Origin of the sequence: Diaminobutyricibacter sp. McL0608, from assembly GCF_039613825.1 — a bacterium.
Lineage (GTDB): Bacteria > Actinomycetota > Actinomycetes > Actinomycetales > Microbacteriaceae > Diaminobutyricibacter.
In genome coordinates, this window is record NZ_CP154826.1 from 3,843,023 (window position 1) to 3,862,263 (window position 19,241).

The 19,241-nt window shown below is 67.6% G+C and carries 17 protein-coding genes and 2 pseudogenes; 6 read left to right on the forward strand and 13 right to left on the reverse strand.

Annotated features, from left to right (window positions below; genetic code table 11):
* Positions 1-113: 113 nt before the first annotated feature.
* From fliW to AAYO93_RS18425, 6 genes are read right to left on the reverse strand one after another with little or no spacing between them, the layout of a single operon-like run.
* The gene (gene fliW / locus AAYO93_RS18400; protein ID WP_345762638.1) at positions 114-491 is read right to left on the reverse strand and encodes a flagellar assembly protein FliW; all 378 of its coding nucleotides are present in this window, start codon (positions 489-491) and stop codon (positions 114-116) included.
* Complete coding sequence (gene flgL / locus AAYO93_RS18405; protein WP_345762639.1) at positions 488-1,375, reverse strand: flagellar hook-associated protein FlgL; 888 nt, start codon at positions 1,373-1,375, stop codon at positions 488-490. Before flgL ends, fliW begins: the two co-directional genes overlap by 4 nt.
* Positions 1,372-2,802, reverse strand: coding sequence for a flagellar hook-associated protein FlgK (gene flgK / locus AAYO93_RS18410; RefSeq protein WP_345762640.1), 1,431 nt, complete (start codon positions 2,800-2,802; stop codon positions 1,372-1,374). Before flgK ends, flgL begins: the two co-directional genes overlap by 4 nt.
* Before the next feature lies 1 nt (position 2,803).
* Entirely contained in the window at positions 2,804-3,289 is a 486-nt protein-coding gene (locus AAYO93_RS18415; protein WP_345762641.1) for a flagellar protein FlgN, read from the reverse strand.
* Positions 3,290-3,343: 54 nt separating this feature from the next.
* A complete protein-coding gene (locus AAYO93_RS18420; protein ID WP_345762642.1) occupies positions 3,344-3,706 on the reverse strand; it encodes a hypothetical protein in 363 nt (120 codons plus the stop codon).
* A gap of 35 nt (positions 3,707-3,741) precedes the next feature.
* On the reverse strand, positions 3,742-4,557 hold the full coding sequence (locus AAYO93_RS18425) for a sigma-70 family RNA polymerase sigma factor (protein ID WP_345762643.1): 816 nt from the start codon (positions 4,555-4,557) through the stop codon (positions 3,742-3,744).
* A gap of 94 nt (positions 4,558-4,651) precedes the next feature.
* Between AAYO93_RS18425 and flgN the strand changes: the two genes are divergently transcribed.
* Positions 4,652-5,428: a flagellar export chaperone FlgN gene (flgN, locus tag AAYO93_RS20245; RefSeq protein WP_434056694.1), complete on the forward strand. Its 777-nt coding sequence runs from the start codon at positions 4,652-4,654 to the stop codon at positions 5,426-5,428.
* A 402-nt stretch (positions 5,429-5,830) separates the two neighbouring features.
* Here flgN and AAYO93_RS18430 read toward each other — a convergent pair.
* The 3 genes and pseudogenes from AAYO93_RS18430 to AAYO93_RS18440 form a co-directional block, all read right to left on the reverse strand.
* Positions 5,831-7,513, reverse strand: a pseudogene (locus tag AAYO93_RS18430) (amidase); the annotation flags it as partial.
* Positions 7,510-8,545 (reverse strand): annotated as a pseudogene (locus AAYO93_RS18435) (agmatine deiminase family protein). The pseudogenes AAYO93_RS18430 and AAYO93_RS18435, both read right to left, overlap by 4 nt.
* Positions 8,542-10,128 carry a purine-cytosine permease family protein gene (locus AAYO93_RS18440; RefSeq protein ID WP_345762644.1) on the reverse strand — a complete coding sequence of 529 codons (1,587 nt, stop codon included), beginning with the start codon at positions 10,126-10,128 and terminating at the stop codon, positions 8,542-8,544. The pseudogene AAYO93_RS18435 and the gene AAYO93_RS18440 overlap by 4 nt, the downstream one beginning before the upstream one ends.
* Before the next feature lie 87 nt (positions 10,129-10,215).
* Here AAYO93_RS18440 and AAYO93_RS18445 point away from each other — a divergent pair, with 87 nt between their 5' ends.
* Complete coding sequence (locus AAYO93_RS18445; RefSeq protein WP_345762646.1) at positions 10,216-10,872, forward strand: TetR/AcrR family transcriptional regulator; 657 nt, start codon at positions 10,216-10,218, stop codon at positions 10,870-10,872.
* A 95-nt stretch (positions 10,873-10,967) separates the two neighbouring features.
* Here AAYO93_RS18445 and AAYO93_RS18450 read toward each other — a convergent pair whose 3' ends face one another.
* Positions 10,968-11,330 carry a DoxX family protein gene (locus tag AAYO93_RS18450; protein WP_345762647.1) on the reverse strand — a complete coding sequence of 121 codons (363 nt, stop codon included), beginning with the start codon at positions 11,328-11,330 and terminating at the stop codon, positions 10,968-10,970.
* Positions 11,331-11,442: 112 nt separating this feature from the next.
* Between AAYO93_RS18450 and AAYO93_RS18455 the strand changes: the two genes are divergently transcribed.
* Complete coding sequence (locus AAYO93_RS18455; RefSeq protein ID WP_345762648.1) at positions 11,443-11,853, forward strand: winged helix-turn-helix transcriptional regulator; 411 nt, start codon at positions 11,443-11,445, stop codon at positions 11,851-11,853.
* Between the two features lie 94 nt (positions 11,854-11,947).
* Here AAYO93_RS18455 and AAYO93_RS18460 read toward each other — a convergent pair whose 3' ends face one another.
* Entirely contained in the window at positions 11,948-13,240 is a 1,293-nt protein-coding gene (locus tag AAYO93_RS18460; protein WP_345762649.1) for a serine hydrolase domain-containing protein, read from the reverse strand.
* Positions 13,241-13,407: 167 nt separating this feature from the next.
* On the opposite strand from AAYO93_RS18460, the gene AAYO93_RS18465 reads away from it, so the two are divergent.
* Positions 13,408-13,821, forward strand: coding sequence for a DUF4383 domain-containing protein (locus AAYO93_RS18465; protein WP_345762650.1), 414 nt, complete (start codon positions 13,408-13,410; stop codon positions 13,819-13,821).
* 32 nt (positions 13,822-13,853) lie between these two features.
* Positions 13,854-14,414 (forward strand): hypothetical protein, encoded by a 561-nt coding sequence (locus AAYO93_RS18470; protein ID WP_345762651.1) that lies wholly within the window; start codon positions 13,854-13,856, stop codon positions 14,412-14,414.
* Positions 14,415-14,632: 218 nt separating this feature from the next.
* Here AAYO93_RS18470 and AAYO93_RS18475 read toward each other — a convergent pair whose 3' ends face one another.
* Positions 14,633-15,907 (reverse strand): ATP-dependent DNA helicase, encoded by a 1,275-nt coding sequence (locus AAYO93_RS18475; RefSeq protein ID WP_345762652.1) that lies wholly within the window; start codon positions 15,905-15,907, stop codon positions 14,633-14,635.
* A gap of 104 nt (positions 15,908-16,011) precedes the next feature.
* On the opposite strand from AAYO93_RS18475, the gene AAYO93_RS18480 reads away from it, so the two are divergent.
* Positions 16,012-17,088 (forward strand): hypothetical protein, encoded by a 1,077-nt coding sequence (locus AAYO93_RS18480; RefSeq protein ID WP_345762653.1) that lies wholly within the window; start codon positions 16,012-16,014, stop codon positions 17,086-17,088.
* A gap of 97 nt (positions 17,089-17,185) precedes the next feature.
* Here AAYO93_RS18480 and AAYO93_RS18485 read toward each other — a convergent pair whose 3' ends face one another.
* Positions 17,186-19,153, reverse strand: coding sequence for a cytochrome c oxidase assembly protein (locus AAYO93_RS18485; protein WP_345762654.1), 1,968 nt, complete (start codon positions 19,151-19,153; stop codon positions 17,186-17,188).
* Between the last annotated feature and the right edge of the window lie 88 nt (positions 19,154-19,241).

Genomic DNA, 19,241 nt, shown 5'->3' on the forward strand with positions numbered 1-19,241 from the left:
CCCCCGCCCATCCGAGTGACTGCGGCAGTTCGTCACGTCTGCCCCCACGGCGCGCAGCAGCACGTGCGACAAGCCACCGCAGTCACGCCACCGACGGCAGGCGCGCCGGCAGCTCAGGCGACGTCGGCCAGCGGAACGCTGATTCCCCACCGCGCGTCGTCGAGGATGAACTGCGCCGCCTTGCTCGTCTTCACGTTGACGACGATCGGCGCCAGCAGATTCACCGTCATCGCGGCCGGCGCCGGGTTGATCACGACGTAGACGGCCGCATCCGACGGCGACGTCAACTCAAGGCGCGCGACCTGGTCGTCGCTGAGTTCGGGCGCGTAGTCGGGCAGTGTCGCCCCGTCGAGCACGTACAGCCGGAGCCCCGGAGACTCGGATGAGCGCAGCGAATACAGCCGCTCGGCGCCCTCGACCTCGGTGAGGCCGAAATCGACCAGGTCGGTCATGCCCAGGATGGGGTCCACGAATTCGAGCTGCGCGCTCATCGGAGGAAGTCCATCAGGCTCGTCTGCAGCGACTTCGAGGTCACGAGCAGGGATGCGGTGTACACGTTGTTCATCATCGTGAGATTCAGGATAGATTGCCCGGTGTCCACATTCTCGAGGTCGCTCTTCTTGCCTTGGAGCAGCGCCTGCCGGTCGGCGTTCGCGGTCTGCGCGTTCTGCACAGCCGAGAGCTGCGATCCGACCTGCGACTGAGCGGTCGAGACCGCCTGCATCCGCGCATCCACCAGGTTGATGTCCGCTGTGATGTTCCCGCCCGTCCTCAGATCGTTGATGATCGTGTCGAGGTCGCTGAACATCGACGACGACCCGTTGCCGTACACCGCCGAACCGTCGACATCGACGCGCACCGTCTGCCCGTCGCCGACCCGACGGTTGACGCTGCTTCCCGCCGCGCCGTTGAAGGCGTACCCCGTGCTGCTGAACGCCTGGGGCGCATCCGAACTGCCCGCGAAGATCGAACGGCCGAGGTAGCTCGTGTTCGCCTGGCCGAGGAGCGCATCGCGCGTGGATTCGAGCTGTGTCGCGATGTCGTTCCGGGCGGACTGTGACATGGAGCCGTTCGCGCCCTGGATCACGCTGTCCCGCGCGCTCTTCAGCAGGCTGTAGGTCTGCGAGAGCGCGTTGTCCGCGCTCGTCAGCCACCCGTTGGCGTCGCTGATGTTGCGCCCGTACTGGTCGACCGACTTCAGCGCCCCGCGCACCTGCAGCGCGCTGGCGACGGCCGACGGGTCGTCCGACGGAAGGTTCAGTTTCGACTGGGTGGTCGCCGTGTTCTGCGCCGTCGCCAGGTTCGCGATGGCGGTCTGCAGGTTGCGGGCGTTGTCGCTGTAGATCGTCTGACTGGTGACTCTGCCGATCATCATGCCCTCCCGACGAGGCCGGTCTTGTTGATGAGAGTGTCGAGCATGTCGTCGACCGCCGTCATCACGCGCGCCGCCGCCTGGTACGACTTCTGCTGCGTGAGCATGTTCATGTTCTCCTCGTCGAGGTCGACGGATTCGACCGAGGCCTGGTTGCTGGTCGCCGTCTTGAGCGCACCGTCCGCGAGCGTCGACTGCTGGATCGCCGTCTTCGCCTGGGCACCGACCGAGCTCACCACGTTGAGCCAGATGCTGTCGGGCGAGCCGGCCGCGACGCCGAGCTGTGAGAGCGCATCCGCCGCGGAGCCGTCGAGTGCGCCTGCACCGGGCGTCCCCACGGCGATGTCCGCGGCAGTTGTCGCTACGACGCTGAGTCCGAGTGCCGCCGGCCCGGCCGCCGCGACCGAGAAGAAGTCGAGTCCGGTCCGCCCATCCGTCGTCGCTGCAGCGTTGTGGATGCTGTTCACCTGGGTCGCGAGCGCCGTCGCCAGCTGGTTGTAGCTGGCTGCGGTCTGTGCAAGCGGCCCGCCGGTGCCGCTGCCGTTCGCCGGGGCCACCAGTGCCAGTGCCCCCGCAAGCTCGCCGCTGTCGAGGCCGACGCTCTGCCCGGGCCGCTGCGTCCACTCGAGCAGGACCGGGGATCCGGCCGCCCCGACGAGGTTCGTCGCACCGGCGACCTGCACATGGTTGGCGTCGGTTCCCGTGACGAGGAGATTGCCGCCGACGGTGACGTCGACCGTGCCGTCAGTCCGTTCGACGACTTTCCCCCCTGCGATCTGAGCGATCGTCGCGGTCAGTTGCGCGCGCTGATCGATCAGGTCGTTGGCCGTTCCGCCTGCCGCGAGCGTCTGCCGGATCGTCCGGTTCAGCGTCGCGACCTGGTCGGCGGTCGAGTTCAGTTCTGTTGCGAGTCCGTTGATCTGGGAGCGGGCGTCGGTCCAGGCCGCATCCGCTGCCTTGTAACCGGTCGCGATGGTCGTCGCGACCACTGCGGCATTCTGGATGACGACCGAGCCCGTCGCCGGGTCCCCCGGCCGGTTCGCGAGATCTTGCCAGGACGCCCAGAACGTCTGGAGCTGAGATGAGATGCCGTTGTCGCCCGGTTCGTTGAAGGACTGCTCGAGCGAGGTGAGCGCGCTGCTCTGCACGCCGGCATACCCGGACTGCGCGGCGGCGCTGCGCACGGCCCCGTCGAGGAAGAGGTCGCCGATGCGCGAGACGCCCGTGATGGTGACGCCCTGTCCGGCCGACGTGCCGGGTGTGCTGAAGAGGGTGGCCGACGCGGGCGCGGAGGCCGCGATCGCCGTCAGGCTCTGACGGGTGTATCCGGCCGTGCCTGCGTTCGTGATGTTCTGGCCGGTGACGTCGAGCGCCGCCCGTGCCGCCTGAAGTCCCGAGTATGCGACGCTCAGTCCGCCGAAGGTGCTCATCTCAGATGTCCTTGTCGAGAAGCTGCGCGCCCGCGGGCTGGAACCCGCTGTGGCCGCGCGAATCGTATGTGCTGAGGGTCGCATCCAGTGACGAGATCGTCTCCTGCGTCGACCGGATGGCGGAGCGCAGCAGGTGCGAGTTCGTGTCCCGCAGGGTTCGGATGCGCTCCGCGAGTTCCAGGAGCGCGCCCAGGTGGGCCGCGAAGATGTCGGCCCAGACCGCATCCGGTGCAGCTTCGACGATCTCGCGGAGTGACGCGCGCCCGTCGATCTCCCACTCTTCTCCGAGGCGTTCGATCTCGAGGTCGCGAATGAGATTCAGTTTGCGGAGGGCGCCGACGACGTCATCGATCTCGTCGGTGACGCGTCCGATCCATTTCGAGTTCCCCGCCGTGAGCAGCAGGTGCTCGACTTCGAGTTTGTACTCGAGGATCTCGAAGAGGTTCCGTTCTCTCCACAACGACGCTGAAAGTTCATTCGCGCCCATGCACCGGCCTCCCAAGCTGTTCGAGATCGACTCTCGGCAGGCGCGGCGAAAATGTTAGATTCCGGGCCCGAGAAGGTCGAAATACACCGGGTGCGGCGCCGATTCGACGTGGACAGAGTCGATGGCCGCGGCGTGCCGCGCATGCGTCTGGCGCACGTCTTCGAGGTAACGGATGGCGTGCAGCTGGGCCTCGAGGATGCGCGCTGCGCGTTCGACGAGTTCCGGCGGGATGGGGCCGAGCGCAATGGGGGGCCTCCACGGCACGGGGTGCGTCGCGCGCTCGACGGCGACCTGGAGTTCGACTTCGAATCGGGCGAGGGCGTCTTCCCAGCTGCGGACGGGAACGAACGGGTCGAGCAGGTCGGCGTCGTCGGCATCGATGGCGGGGACGTTGGTCGCCTCTGCGGGTTCCTGCATGATCTTGCTCCTTGCTGTGAGTAAGAGGATGGTGCTCAGGATGCGGTGCGTGCGTGAGCGTGTTCGAGACCGAGCCGCGCGACACCGGCGACTGCCGCGTGCTGCGCGAGGCGGGCCAGGTAGGCGCTGCGCCGGGCCTGCGTCGTCTTGGCTTCGATGACCGCGGCTTCGCCTTCGTTCGCGTAGTGGGTGGACATTCCCTCCCGGATCAGCCGGATCGCCTCTGAGCGCTGCTGCGAGACGGCGGAGTGCGTGATTCCGAGTTCTTCTGCGACCTCCTTGACCGAGCGGTCCTCGAAGTAGATCGCCTGGACCACGAAGCGCATCTTGTCGGGAAGCGCCGCGACGGCGGCCCGGAGGTAGGCGGTCTGTTCGCGTTCGACGGCTGTCTCCTCCGGGGAGGCGAGCGGCGAGACCAGGAGGTCCGCCGTACTGTCGTCGATGGTGGTGACCGTGCGCGAGGCGTCGGACAGCGCGGCCGCCGCGGCCTCCCGGTCGACGCCGAGCGCGTTCGCGATCTCAGTGACATCCGGAGTGCGTCCGAGGGCGGCGGTCAGGCTCTCCTGGACGGACAGCGTCTCCTTGATGCGCTTGCGTGCCGAACGGGTCGCCCAGTCGCTGGAGCGCATCTCGTCGGCGAATGCCCCGACGATGCGGTTGCGGGCGTAGGCGCCGAACGGGATGCCCAGTGTCGGGTCGAAGGCATCGGCCGCGGTGACGAGCGCGAGTGCTCCGGCTGACGCCAGGTCATCACGTGACAGGTGCGATGCGCGAGCGCACAGGTCGGAGACCAGGTACCCGACGAGCGGCAGATTCTCGGTGACAAGCTTGTTGCGGTCGGTTCGGTTCACGCGGGGGACCCCTTGAGCGTCTGTTTCTTCGAGCCACGGGAAGGCTCGAACGGTGATCGGACGGTGGATGCTCGGTCAGGGTCGGGTACCGAACATGAGCGCAGGGTATTCGCTCGTTGCTCACGCTAACAACGGTCCGGTCGATTCCGGGGGGTGTCTTCTCCCCCACTACGGGGCGCAATGTACCCCCAGATCGGGCGATACCGAATCGGGGGGTTGCGCCGGCCGTCCACCCTCTTCTCGGCATGTTGTTGCGCGATTTCTCGCGCCGGTACGGGCTGAGATCGTAGAGTCTGAAATACCGCGGCCGAGCGTGAGCCTGGCGGAGTTCCACCCGAGAGGAAGCCACGTGGGGGCAACCGAACTGTCGGCACAGCTCTGGAAGGAGCGTGCCCTCATCGAGCTGCTGCTGTTCAAGCTCGACGAATTGGAGCTCATCGTCGCCGACAACCGGTCGCGCTGGGTCCCGCGGGCCACCAAGGAGATCGAGCAGGTGCTCGATCGGATGAGCACCGCCGGACTCGCGCGCGCCATCGACGTCTCCGGTGTCGCCGAGGAGTGGGGATGCTCGCCCGAAGCCGGCCTGCGCGAACTGGTGGCCGCGGCGCCGGCGGGCGTCTGGGGGGACCTTCTCGACTCGCACCTGCAGGCGCTTCTCGACCTCGCCGGCGAGGTCCGCGAGGCGACGCAGACGTGCCAGCGTCTGTTGCGCTCCGCGATGGAGTGGGTGCCCGACTCTGGGCTGACAGCCGCCATCCCGCCCGACGCCGAGCAGTCGCTCGAGACCGCAACGCACGACGCCAACTACCGCCTGGCGCTGGCCGTCACCGCACGCGTCCTCCGACCCGCGCTGGAGGATTTCCTCCGCTAGCGTTCTACGCGATCCCGCCGGTGACGGTCCACGCCGCCCCGGCTGCCCCGTCTCATCGTGGGCGACCGCGACGACGAGACTTCCGTACGGCTCCCGCCATTCGCTGTGGACGGCCTCGTGCTCTGCGGCCGCAACCCGGGCGGATGCACGGAACCTGTCGCCGTCGCGGCTCACGTCGACAGCGCTCCCGTTCACGAACACGGCGATGTCCTCCACAGCCGCTGTCGAGACGACGGATCCTACGATCACGATCGCCACCATCCCCTCTGCGTCCGCCTCCCCCAGGGACGCCTCGACCCGCACCTCCGGGCCGCTCACCGCATCCCCACCCGCACGGGACGCGCCTGCCACGTCGAGAGGGACGGCGTGCCCCGAGCGGGCGGGCACATCCGCCCCGTTGTACAACGCAGGCGTGCGTGGCGGCGCAGCGCGGCGAGCGCCGGTGCTCTCGAACGCCGAGGCGTACCGCAGCAGCTCCGAGTCGCTGTAGGCCTTGCCGGCGAACGTGAGCCCCACGGGCATCCCGATGTCGCTCATCACGCCCATCGGCACCGTGACCGTCGGGATTCCGAGGTGCCGCGGCACCAGGTTGCCGTTCGCCACCCAGGTCCCATTGCGCCAGCCGAGGTCGGCAGAAGCGGGGTTCACGTCCATGTCCGCAGGTCCCACGTCGGCGACGGCGGGGAAGACCACGACATCGAGTCCGCCCGCGTCCATCCACTCTTCGAGGTCGACCCGGCGCGTCTCCTCGAGGCCGCGGATCCCTTCCTCGATCAGCGGGATGCGCTCCAGCGGTGTGATCCCCGCGGCCCGCGCCCGCGCGACGTAGTCGGCGATGTCGAAGTCGAAGTCCCCGTAGCGATCAGGGATCGCACCCGTCGGCTGCGGGAAGATCTTCGGGCCGTCGACGTCGGCCAGCGCATGCAGTGCCGGGTCGCCGTTCGCCTCGAGGAAGTCATGCCACGCCAGCATCGACAGCTCCCAGATCTCCTGGTCGGCAAAGCCTTCCGGCACGATGCCGCGGTCGACCATGTTCTGCGCGCCGTCGCGATCCTTCTCGTAGTTCGAGACCACGGGGAAGTCGACCTCGACGACCTCCGCGCCCGCCGCCTCCAGGTCGCGGCGTGCCCGCTCCCACAGTGCGATGACGGATGCCCGGGTCGCGATCGGCTCGCGCGCACCGCTGTCCGCGTTGACGTACATGCGCGGGATGCCGACCCGGCGCCCCCGCAGAGCGTCACGATCGCGCAGCGCCGCATACGATTCCGGCCGCACCTCCGATGCCGCAGGAAGCCGCACCCACGGCTGCGTGCGCCAGAAGTCGCCGCGCGTGTCGGCGTCGTCGGCCACGATCACGTCGAGCACGGCCAGGAGGTCGTCGACCGTGCGTGTGTGCGGGACCACCACATCCATCGTCGGCACCAGCGGCCAGTTGCCACGCACCGAGATCACGCCGCGCGACGGTGTGTAGGCGACGAGACCGTTGTTCGAGGCGGGCGCGCGGCCGGACGACCAGGTCTCCTCCCCCAGGCCGAAGGCGGCGAAGCTCGCGGCCGTCGCCGTGCCAGACCCGTTGGACGACCCCGACCCGAATGCCGCGGTCAGGTAGTCGCCGTTGTACGGGCTCTCCGCGCGCCCGTAGACGCCGCGCTGCATCCCGCCGTTGGCCATCGGCGGCATGTTCGTGAGGCCGATGAGCACGGCGCCCGCATCGCGGAGGCGCGCGATGGTGAACGCGTCATCGGATGCGACGAGGTCGCGGAATGCGGGCGAACCGGCGGCGACCGTGAGCCCCCGAACCTTGTAACTGTCTTTGGCGGTGTACGGGATGCCGTCGAGCGGGCCGAGCGTCTCGCCGCGCGCCCGACGCGCATCCGAGGCCCGCGCATCCGCGAACATGTCCGGGTTCAGCACCGGCACGGCGTTCAGCCGGATGCCGTGCCGGTCGTACGCCGCGATGCGGTTCAGGTAGCGGGCGACCAGGTCGACGCTCGTCGCCCAGCCGGCCTCGAGCGCGTCACGCAGCTCGGCGATCGTCGCCTCGACCACCGTGAACGCCGGCGTTCCCGGGGGCACCTCGGTCATGCTCCCGCTCCCTGCCACACGGGCTGCTGCTGGGTGATGCAGTGGATGCCGCCCGCGCGCCAGGATCTCGCGCGCATCCACCGTGACCACGGTGCGTCCCGGATAGACCTCTGCCAGCAGGTCGCGCGCCCGGGCATCCGCCCTCTCCTCGCCATAGCCGCAGGCGATGACGCCGTCGTTGACGACCAGGTGGTTGACGTAGTTCCAGTCGACGAACCCCTCGTCGTCGGTGAGCGTCTCGGGCGCGGGAAGGTCGACGATGTTCCACTCGCGGCCGGCGGCATCCCGTGTTCCCTCCAGGAATGCGCGCAGGTCACGGCACACCTCGAAGTCGGGATGCGCCGGGTTCTGCTGCTGGTGCAGCACCAGCGTCCCCGGAGACGGGATGGCCGCGATCATGTCCACATGGCCTCGCGTGCCGAACTCCTCGTAGTCGCGGGTGAGGCCGCGCGGAAGCCAGATGACGTGGCTGGCGCCGATCGTGCGCTCCAGTTCGAGTTCGACCCGCAGCTTGTCCGCATACGGGTTGCGCCCGGGGTCGACCTGCACCGTCTCGGTCACGATGACCGTGCCCTCGCCGTCGACATGGATGGCGCCGCCCTCGTTCACGAGCGTCGACGAGACGAGTCGCGCATCCGTGAGCCCCGCGATGAATCGCGCGATCTCGCGGTCGTTGCCCCAGTTCGCCCACTCCTGGGCGCCCCAGCCGTTGAAGATCCAGTCGACGGCGCCGAGCGTGCCCGACTCGTCGAAGACGAACGTCGGACCGAAGTCGCGCATCCAGAAGTCGTCGAGCGGCGCCTCGACCAGCTCGATCTGCGACGAGAGCATCCGGCGCGCACGGTCGCGTTCGACCGGGTCGACCACCATGGTCACCGGCTCGAACTCCATGATCGCGTGGGCGACGGAGGTCCAGGCCTCGTAGCCGGCTTCGGCTTCGGCACCCGGCTCGCCGAGGGTCACCCCGGGCCGCGGGAAGGCCATCCAGATCCGTTCGTGCGGTGCCGTCTCGGCGGGCATCTTCCAGGTCATGCGGTTACCTCCTCGAGCAGTGCCTCCGCCTCGACGGCGACCGGAGCGGCGAGCGCGGCGACGTCGGCGTCGGTCTGGGCGTCCGTTCCGACATGGATGTCCGTGTCGACGTCCGTGTCGACGTCCGTGTCGACGGGGCGGTTGGCAGGTGTGCGGTATGGCTCAGTCGTGTACCAGAGCAGAGCGTACAGGGAGCCGGCGAGCAGCGGGGCGACGATCGGCGAAATGTCCGCGCCCCCCAGCGCGACGGCGATCGGACCTTCGTACAGTGTCGTGTTGACCATGAGCATCGCAACGGCGACAGAGACGGACATGGCGATCACACCGGGCCAGTACCATCCTCCGCTGTGCCAGAACGGGCTGTTCCTGGTCTCGTCGTTGAGGGCGATGCCGTCGTAACGGTTGCGGCGCACGAAGACGTCCACGGCGTAGATCGCGATCTGCGGGGCGAGCACCGCGACGCTCAGCTCGATGGCGGCGTTGAGGGTGTCGAGGAAGCTCGGTGTCGCGAACAGCAGGTAGGCGGATGCTGCAGCCACCACGACACCGCAGATCACGACGGTCCAGGCCCGGTGGATGCGCAACCCGAGCGCCTGCACGTACAGACCAGTTGAGTAGGCGCAGAGCACGTTGTTCGTGATGCTGCCGAGAACGATCATCGCGAGGAACACCGGGTAGAACCAGCCGGGCACGATCTTCGCGATCGCGACCTGCGGATCGGTCATGTCGATGGCGGTGCCGGCGATGACGCCGAGGGCCGAGATCAGGACGGCGGGGATCAGGCCGCCGAGCGCAGTCCACAACACGACCGCGCGCCGGGAGACGTTCTTCGGCAGGTAGCGGGCGTAGTCGGCGCTCGTCCCCCACGAGAGCGGGCCCGAAGCCATGATCGCGAAGCCGAGCAGCAGGAGTGCCCAGTTCTCACCGGACGACATCGCCGGCGGCGTGTAGGAGAAGTCGGCCGCTCCGAACACGAAGACCGCGAGCAGGATGAAGCAGACGACGAGCGCTGCCGTGAAGATCGGGCTGAGCTTCAGGATCGTGCCGTGTCCGTAGACGCTGATGCCGAAGCTGAGCACGGTGACGACGGCGAGCACTCCCCATTCGACGCCCGGCGACACGTCGATGCCGATGTGCTGGAGCAGCGCCACCGACGCGAGTGTCGCGAACGTGACGTTGAGGATCTCGTAGAAGATGCCGATCAGCACGCCGAGTGCCTCGCCGAACAGCTTGTTGCCGCGGGCGCCGAACATCGTGCGCATGATGACGACACTCGGAGTGCCCGACCCCGGACCGCTGATGGCGAGCCATCCGACCGCGATCCACCAGAGGTTGCCGAGGACCGTGAGCATGAGGGCCTGCCACACGGGAAGGCCGAGCAGGATGAGGACTCCCCCGAGAACGAAATACAGGTAGATCACGTTCGCCGACATCCACACCCAGAACAGCGAGCTGGACTTGCCGTGGCGTTCGGCGGGCGGGATGTAGTCGATCCCGCGACTCTCGATGTGGCCGACAGCGTCGATTCCGTGCGTCACCGGCATATCTGCCGTTGCGACTGTGTCTGGAGCAGCGTTGCTCATCGTGTCGCCTCTCGTTTCGTCATCGAACCTTTTCTATTGATCGTTTGATCAATAAGATTGAGGCGACGCTATATACAATGAGGGACCATGTCAAGTGCAGACCGGAGAAGAGCCGAGCGGAAGACGCCGTCCGAGCGCGCCGCTGAGATCGAGGATGCGGCGCGCGCCATCGCCCTCTCCGGCGGTCTGACCACGGTCACACTGCGCGGCGTCGCGGCACAGGTGGGCGTCACGCCCGCCCTGGTCGCGCACTATCAGCCGAGCATGGAATCGCTGGTCGCGAGCACATTCACTGCAGTCGTCGACGCGGAGCTCGTCGAGATCGCGGAGTTGATCGCCGCCTCTCCGACGGCGACCGAACGCCTTTCACGACTCATCGACACACTGCAGGACGGCTCCCGCGACGATCTCACTCAGATCTGGGTGGACGCGTGGAGTCTCGGCCGGCGAAGCGAAGTGCTCGCGGCGGCCGTCCGCGTCCAGATGGACGCCTGGGAGTCGTTCATCACGGACGTGCTCGAAGGCGGCTGCGACTCCGGCGAGTTCACGACTGACGAACCGGCCACGGTCGCATGGCAGCTCCTCGGCATGATCGACGGCCTCAACGCCCAGTCACTCGTCCACTACCGGGACGCGCCGTCGCGCGGCCGCCTGATCGCCCACGCGATCGAGCACGAGCTCGGCCTCGCCCGCGGCGCGCTCACCGCGCCCGCGCCCGCCGCGCCCGCGCGCACCCCCGCTTAGCCCATCCCATCCAAATGCGGCGAGCACAGGAAAAAGCAGCGAATTCCGCGGTCTGAAGCAGCTTTTTCCTGTGCTCGCCGGCTCGGAGCGGGGGGTCAGATCAGGGCGAATGCGAGGATCGCCGCGACGACGCAGAGGACCGCGACGACGATCTGCATGACGGGCGACTCCTTGCGGCGCGCGTGCACGACCGCGGCGCCGACCATGACGATCGCGAGACCGATCGCCGCGATCGGGGTCAGCACCGGCGCGATGCCCGTGAGCATCGGCAGCACCAGGCCGAAGGCTCCGACCACCTCGATCGCGGCGATGAGTTTCACGATGGGTGCCGAGTAGTCGTCGGTCCACGCCATCCCGCTCGCCGCAAGCGCTGAGCGGCTCCGCACCAGCTTGGTCGCACCCGCCGCGACGAAGAAGAGGGCGAGCAGGGCGAGGAGGATCCAGAGGACGATGAGCATGAGGTGCCTTTGCAGATTGGTCGGTTACTCTTTGTAAGTAACACCATGATGAGTTATCGGACTACCCGTTGCAAAAGGCACACGGATGTTCGTGAAGCACACGGAGGTAACCATGGCGACGACCACCCAGGAGACGCTGAGCGCGAAAACCGGGCGCAGCGACTACGAGTCCGCCTGCGGTGGCGCGGAGGCCGGCGGAATCATCCGCGACGTGCTCAACCGCATCGGGGACAAATGGTCCCTGCTCGTCATCGGGACCCTCGACCAGGGCCGCATGAGGTTCAGCGAACTGCAGCGGCACATCCCAGGGATCTCGCAGCGCATGCTGACCCTCACCCTGCGCCAGCTCGAACGCGACGGACTGGTCACCCGCACCGTGCACGCGGAGGTGCCGCCCCGCGTCGAATACGAACTCACTCTCATGGGCGCCACCCTCATCGCCCCGTCACTCGCCTTGGCGACCTGGGCGATCGACAACTATCCGTCCATCCAGTCGGCCCGGACCACCTTCGACCGTTCCTGACGCGCGACCACCGCGAGCACAGGAAAAGGACGGTCTTCGGGCGGTCTCAGGACGCTTTTTCCTGTGCTCGCCGGCAGATCGGATGCGCGGGGCACTACTTCTTGGGTGCAGCCGGCTGGCAGACGGCCGCGGCCTTCATCGCCGCCACGGCCTGCGCTTCCGACCAGGGCAGCGCCACGATCGCCTTCTCGCCCGCCTTGGCCGGCGCTTTCGAAGCGATCGACGCCAACTGCTGGGCGAGTTCCCGTGCGAAGCCCGCTCCCGCCGACGAGTTGTTGAGCGCCACGACGACCGTCAGCCCGCTGACCGGGTCCGTGAACATGGCCGAGATGAAGCCGGGGATCTCACCGACGTTCCCCAGCAGCGGCCCGAGTTTCAGCATCCCGAGGCCGTAGGTCTGCCACGATGGTGCACCATTGCCGATCGGGACGACCCGCGCCTGCGCCCGGGCCGATTCCGCCGAGACGAGTGAGCCTGTGGCGAACGCCTGGACGAACGTCTTGAGGTCCGTGATCGTCGACACGACTCCCCCGGCCGTCCAGCCCATCGACGGGGACAGAGCCGTCTCATCGATGGTCGTGCCGCACTGGAGCGCACCCGCGTCGGTCAGCGACGTCGCGTAGCCGAGTGGATGCGGCGCAGGGATCGACACCTGACCCGAGTCGGGAAAGCTCGACTGGGTCATCCCGAGCCGGTCGAAGACGTAGTGCCGGTACAGGTCGCCCCAACTCATGCCGGTCGCGGCCTGCAGCGCCATGCCGAGCAGGACCATCCCCGCCTGGGACGCGTAGTAGACCTGCCCGGGCGAACCGGCGGGTTTGGTCGCGAGGCCGTCGCTCAGAAGCTCCATCGTCGGCCATTGGCGCGCCGGATTGGTGACGAACTCCGGTTTCAGCTGAGGCGTGTAGTCCCCGATGCCCGACGTGTTCTGGCACAGCTCGCGCAACGTGATGCCGCTCACTCCGATCATGCGCGGAAGGTACAGCGAGACCGGGTCATCGAGCTTCACCTTGCCTTCGTCGACCAGTGACAGCAGCACCGAGCACGTCATCGAGGTCGTGTTCGTCGCGATCCTGAAATGCATATCGGCGGTGACGGGGGCCGACCCTTTGATGGCCGTCGTGCCCAGGCCGTCCGTGTAGCTGCCCGACCAGGGCGCCCACACGCCGACCAGTGCTCCGGATGCGCCTGCCAGCTTCATCGCATCCGTCACCGCGGTCTCGAGCCGGCCTTCGATCGCGCTGGGGAAGGCGCCCTGCGCCTGCTGAGGCAGGCGCGCGGTCGCGTCGGCGTTGGGGGTGCAGGCGCCGAGTACGAGTGCGACAAGGCTCGCCAGTGCGACAGCGGTCGCCCGCTTTGCCCCGCGAAAGCCTCGAACCATGCCCATCCCCCGATGGTTGTTGCACTAACTAGCCAGAATTCTAAACCGAGATGGCCAGTATGCGATCACGGGCTCGACATGCCGGTAACGTTTCGGCTCCAATCCGATCGCGTCCGCCCTCCGAATAGCTCATGTACGGCCGAAGCCGTGCTCACACTAGGAGGAAACGAGAAATGCGCACATCACCAAATCGCCTGATCGCGACCATATTCGGAGCGGTCTATCTACTCGTTGGGGCGCTCGGCTTCGCCTACACGGGCGGCGTCGGGTTCGTCGCGACCCAGGGCGGACTCATCCTCGGGATCTTCGAGGTCAATCCGCTGCACAACATCGCACACCTGCTCATCGGCGCCGCACTCCTCATCGCCGGTCTGGTCAGCGTCGTCGCCGCGAAGACCGTCAACATCGTCGTCGGCGCCGCCTACCTGCTGCTCGGAATCGTCGGATTCTTCCTGGCGGGGACCGGCGCGAACATCCTCGCCCTGAACACGCCGGACCACTTCCTCCACCTCGCCTCGGCGATCGTGCTGCTGGGAGTCGGTCTCGGGGCGGAGCGTGCGACCCGCAGTTCGGCCGCGGTCGCATGACAACCGCCACGGCGGGCCGAGGGGGTGATCCTGTGTCGCAGACACCCGAGCTCGCTACGCGGAGCGGTGCGTCGACGGCCCCGGTGACACGGGCCTGGCTCGCCGTGGCTTCACTCGGAGCGGGGCTGCTCCATCTCGCGACGGGGGCGGGCGCGGCGTTGCCGGCCCTCGTCGCGCTGGTGATCTTCGGCGCTGCCGAAGTGTCGTGGGCAGTCGTGTGCCTCGCCCGGGACCGCCCACCCGTCGCGTCGTTCGCCGTCTACGCGGCTCTGCTCCCGGTCGGATGCTGGGCAGCGGTCGCCACCGCCGGCGCCACCTTCGGGGTCTCCCCGGCTTTCGCCGCCCTCCCGGCCTTCCCACTGTTCGTCGCGAGCGCCCTCGATGTCGCGATCGCACTGACCCTTGTCGTGAGCATCCGCCGCGCCACGCTGACGAGCCGAGTCGTGCGGGCATCCACCGGACGCTTCGTCGCCGGGTTGCTGCTGAGCGCCGTGGCGGTCACGCTGGTGACGGTGCCGGCGCTCGCGGCGACCGGCCCCGGCGCACAGGCGGTCGATGCACACCTGCTGCACGAGGGCGGCCACCACCACTGAGCGTCGTCGTCCGCCATCGCTTGCCAATCTTTTGGCATCCAATTCGCCCGAGCGCCAAAACTTTGGCTACCAATTCGCCCGAGCGCCAAAACTTTGGCATCCGATCGATGCCGCGACCGCGACCTCGGCACCGGCCCGCGATCACTCGCCAAAGTATTGGCGCACCATGTGATTGGTTGCCAAAAGATTGGCAACCAATCGAGACAGGTGTCGGCGCGTCAGCGCTCGCGCATGAACCGCTCGACGTCGGCGTCGACCATGATGTCACCCGGACGCAGCGGACGCGTGAGGTAGAGACCCTCGAGTGACGTGATGCGGCTCAGCGCCACATACGTCTGCCCCGGGCTGAACGCGCGCGCCCCCAGGTCGACGATCGCACTGTCGTACGTCTTGCCCTGCGACTTGTGGATGGTGACTGCCCACGCGAGACGCAACGGAAACTGGGTGAACTCGGCCACCACATCCTTGGTCAGCTTCTTGGTGACGGGGGAGTAGGAGTACTTGAACTTCTCCCAGATCGCCGGCTCGACCTCGTGCACGTCGCCGTCGACATCCACATAGACCATCGAGTCGATTCGTGTCACCGTGCCGATCGTTCCGTTCACCCAGCGCGGCCCGTCGCCGGTGCCCGCGTCGTTGCGAAGGAACATCACCTGCGCGCCGACCTTCAGCTCGAGCACCTCGTCAGCCGGAAACGCACGGCCCCCGAAATCACCGCTGACCTCGGCTTTTGCCGTGAGCGCGCGACCGGGCAGCTGGCGCAGGGCGTTCGAGTTGATGCGGTTGACCGCGTCGTTGCGGGTCGCGAGCGTGATCGTCCCCTCGTCGGGGGCGGGACGCGCTCCCATCTCGTTGAGCCTGTCAGCGATCTCTTTGGTGACGCGTCCGTGCCGGACCGCGTTCAGCATCGCCTTGAAGTCCGCCTCGTGCTGACGGTGGATCTCGGTGAGCTCCACGATCTTCAGTTCGGTCTCCCGCCACACTTTCGCGTCGAAGAACCACATCGACCGGTATGTGTCGCCGAAATAGGCGCGCTCGTCGGAGTCCCCGGGCACGGGCGCAAGCTGGTACGGGTCGCCGAACAGCACCACCTGCACGCCGCCGAAAGCCTCCAGCGGCCGCTGCCGTGCCTGCCTGAGGCTCCGGTCGATGGCATCCATCAGGTCGGCGTTGACCATCGAGATCTCGTCGATGACCAGGGTGTCGATCGTGTTCAGGAGCTTGCGGAGTTCGGCACTCTGGTCGATGTCGTGGTCGGCGATGACGCCGATCGGCAGGCGGAACAGCGAGTGGATGGTCTGGCCACCGACATTGAGCGCTGCCACGCCGGTCGGAGCGCTGATCACCAGCTGCTTCTCGGTGTTCCACGAGAGGTGGTTGAGCAACGTCGACTTTCCGGTACCGGCGCGCCCGGTGACGAAGACGTGTTCGCGCGTGTTCTCGATGAGCTCGAACACGGCCGACTGCTCGGCCGAGAGGGGGAGCTGGCCCACCTGCGTCCCCTTTCCTGCGATGCGAAGCCCATTCAGCCTATCCCGCCGACGGGCCCGGGGAGGCCCTCCACGCCCGCCCTGTGAGTGCATCTTAGGATTGCCTCATGCCTGAGGTTGCGGAGGACAGCACCCCTGCGCATCCGACCGCCCCGTTCCGCCCTCGCACTCGCGTCGTGCTCCTGTGGTCGGGCATCGGCGTTCTCCTGCTGCTGGCGTTCGTGGCGGCGATCGGTGCGTTGCAGCGCGACGTCTACAGCCCGTCAGGGTTCGTCACCGGCTACCTGAACGCACTCGTCCGCCATGACGCCCGGGCCGCGCTCGCCATGCCCGGTGTCGACGCGTCCGACGCCGCGCTCTCTGCGGCGGGGCTCCCGACGGCGCCGTCGAGGGAACTGCTGCGGTCGGATGTTCTGGCCGACATCTCGAGCGTACGGATCGTTCACGACGACGAGCTCTCGGACGGCGTTCACCAGGTCGCGTTCGATGCGGTGGTGGACGGCACGCCGGTCTCGTCGACGTTCCGCGTGAAGCAGACGGGCAGCATTCTGGGTGTTCTTCCGTTGTGGAGGTTCTCGACGACACCGCTCGCGGTGGCCGCGGTGACCGTGGAGCACGCCGAGACGTTCACTGTCTCGGGGCGGACCCTGGATACGCGTGCCGCCGATCCGACGCAGCCCGCGGCGGCGTTCACGACCAAGGCCGACTATGTCGTCTTCGCTCCGGGGATCTACCGGCTCGCTCACTCGTCGATGTACCTTCACGCGGACACGGCGTCGCTGCTCGCCCGGAAGCCCGGCGCTGTGGCCTCCGTCTCGGTGGTCGCCGAGCCGACGTCGGACTTCGTCTCGCAGGTGGAGTCGCAGCTCGATGCGTTCCTCGACGACTGTGCGAAGCAGACCGTGCTGCAGCCGAGTGGATGCCCGTTCGGGGTCGTGATCGACGATCGCGTTGTCGGCGCACCCGCCTGGTCGATCGTCCGGTACCCGCCGGTGAACGTGGTGGCGGGCACGAACAGCTGGCAGATGTCACCGGCGGAGGGGATCGCACACCTTCAGGTCACGGTGCAGTCGCTCTTCGACGGCACGATCTCCACCCGCAGTTCGGATGAGCCGTTTTCGGTGGCACTGTCGAGCATCGTCATCCGGCCGGATGGCGCACTCGACATCGTCGTCGCCGGCTGAGCGCACGCAGCCCCGGCGCGGCAATCGCACTAGTTCTGTCTCACCGCACTAGCTCTACTAAGTGCGGTGGGACGCATCTAGTGCGGCGAGCCGGAGCTCAGCCGCTGTGGTCGTGCTCGGCGAGGCGCGCCAGACGCGCGTTGTAGGCGTTGAGCTCCGCCTCTCCGGTGCGGTCTGCGTTCCTGTCGCGGCGCTTCGTCTCCTTCGCGTCGCTTCGACTCCACTGGACGGCGACGACGATCGCCAGGATGACGGTCGGGATCTCGCCGATGCTCCAGGCGATCCCCCCTCCCGTGGCCTGATCGGCGAGCGGTGTCTGCCCCCAGGTGCGACCCATCGCCCCGAACCAGTCGGCGAGCAGAAGGCTGGACGACGTGATGATGCTCAGGCCGAAGAAGGCGTGGAAGGCCATCGTTCCGAGCAGCAGGACGAGGCGGAACGGGTAGGGCAGCCGGTAGGGGACCGGATCGATTCCGATGAGGGACTGTACGAACAGGTAGCCGGTGATGAGAAAGTGGATGATCATCCACTCGTGACCGATGTGATCGGTGGTGGCCCACCGGAACAGCGGCGTGTAGTAGAACGCCCACAGCGAGCCGGCGAACAGCACGGCCGCGACGATCGGGTGGGTCAGGAAGGTGGCCACCCGGGAGTGCACGGCGAGCATGATCCATTCGCGCCCGCCTCGGGAGCCGTCGCTACGTTTGCGGATCGTCCTCAGCGCCAGCGTGATCGGCGCGCCGGGGACGAGCAGCAGCGGCACCATCATGGTGAGCACCATGTGAGAGAGCATGTGCGACGAGAAGAGGTACTTCTCGTAGACGTTGACCCCGCCCGACGTGATGTAGAACAGCAACACGATTCCCGCGATCCAGAGGATCGTGCGGAGTACCGGCCAGCGGTCTCCCCGCTTGATCAACCGGCGCACACCGGCGAGGTAGAAGAAGATCGCGAAGCCGCACCCGAGCACCCAGAGCAGGTCGAAGTTCCAGCTGGTGAAGTACCGGGCGAAGGTCAGCTCGGGCGGAAGCTTCTCGCCGGTGAGGATCTCGGCGGGCGTCGGCGCACTGCCCAGGGTCTGCGCGACGGGCGTCGCCGTACGTGCCAGCGCCGCTGCGACTCCGGACGCGATGCCCATGAATGCCAGCTCGGCTGTCACCAGCCACCAGAACATGCTCCGCTTCGCGCCGGACTTCAGCCGGGCGATCAGGAACCGCCTCTGGGCGACGCCGAAGACACCCAGGGCGACGAGCGCCGCGACCTTGACCAGCACCAGGATTCCGTAGGGCGTGGCCAGCTTGTCGAGCGTGCCGATGCGCAGCTCCGCACTCACGTAGCCGGATGCCGCCACGACGACGAAGCAGACGATCGCCAGCGTCGAATACCGTTCGATGACGGCGACGAGTCGTGCGCCGTCGAGGGCCTTGCGGATGAGCACGACGGTGAGCAGCCCGCCCAGCCAGATCGCAGCGAAGGCGATGTGCAGGCCGAGCGCGGTGATCGCCGCATCGTGGCCGGCTGTGCCCGCCGCGTGCCCCTGCTGCGCCATCGGAAGAAGGGAGAGCAGCGCGAGGGCTGTGACGAACGCGAGCGCGGTCTGGTTTCGCACGGCGAAACAGAGCACCGTGACGGCGGCCGCGATCAGGGTCGTGCCGAGCCAGGCCTGGCCGAGCGAGACACTCGTCACGAAGGAACTGAGGCCGTCGGTGAACGTCTGGTCGAGGGAGAGCGGGATGCCCGTGACACTGACGAACGTCAGCAGGCCCGTGATGGCGCTGGCCACGGTCATCACCGCCGCCGACGCAGCGGCGACGTCGAGGGTGCGATTGAACTCCGGATGGCGCGGGCTCAGCGCGAAACAGGTGAGAAGCAGCGCCCCGATGGTGCCGGCCGCGCTCAGGTTGACTATGAGCTTCGCGGCGGGCAAGCCGTAACGGACGAGCGCCCCGGGATCCGCGAGGAGCGGTGCGGCCGCGCCGCCACCGAAGGCGAGGGCGGCGAAGAGGGCCAGAAATGCCACCAGCACGAGCACTACGGGGCCGGCTAGGCGGATGACTCTGGGCACCGATCAAGCCTATGTCGTGCCTGCTGTGAGCAGGCACACAAGGGTAGGGCTGTGGAGAACGGCCCGGTCGGGCGTTCGCGTGGAAAAG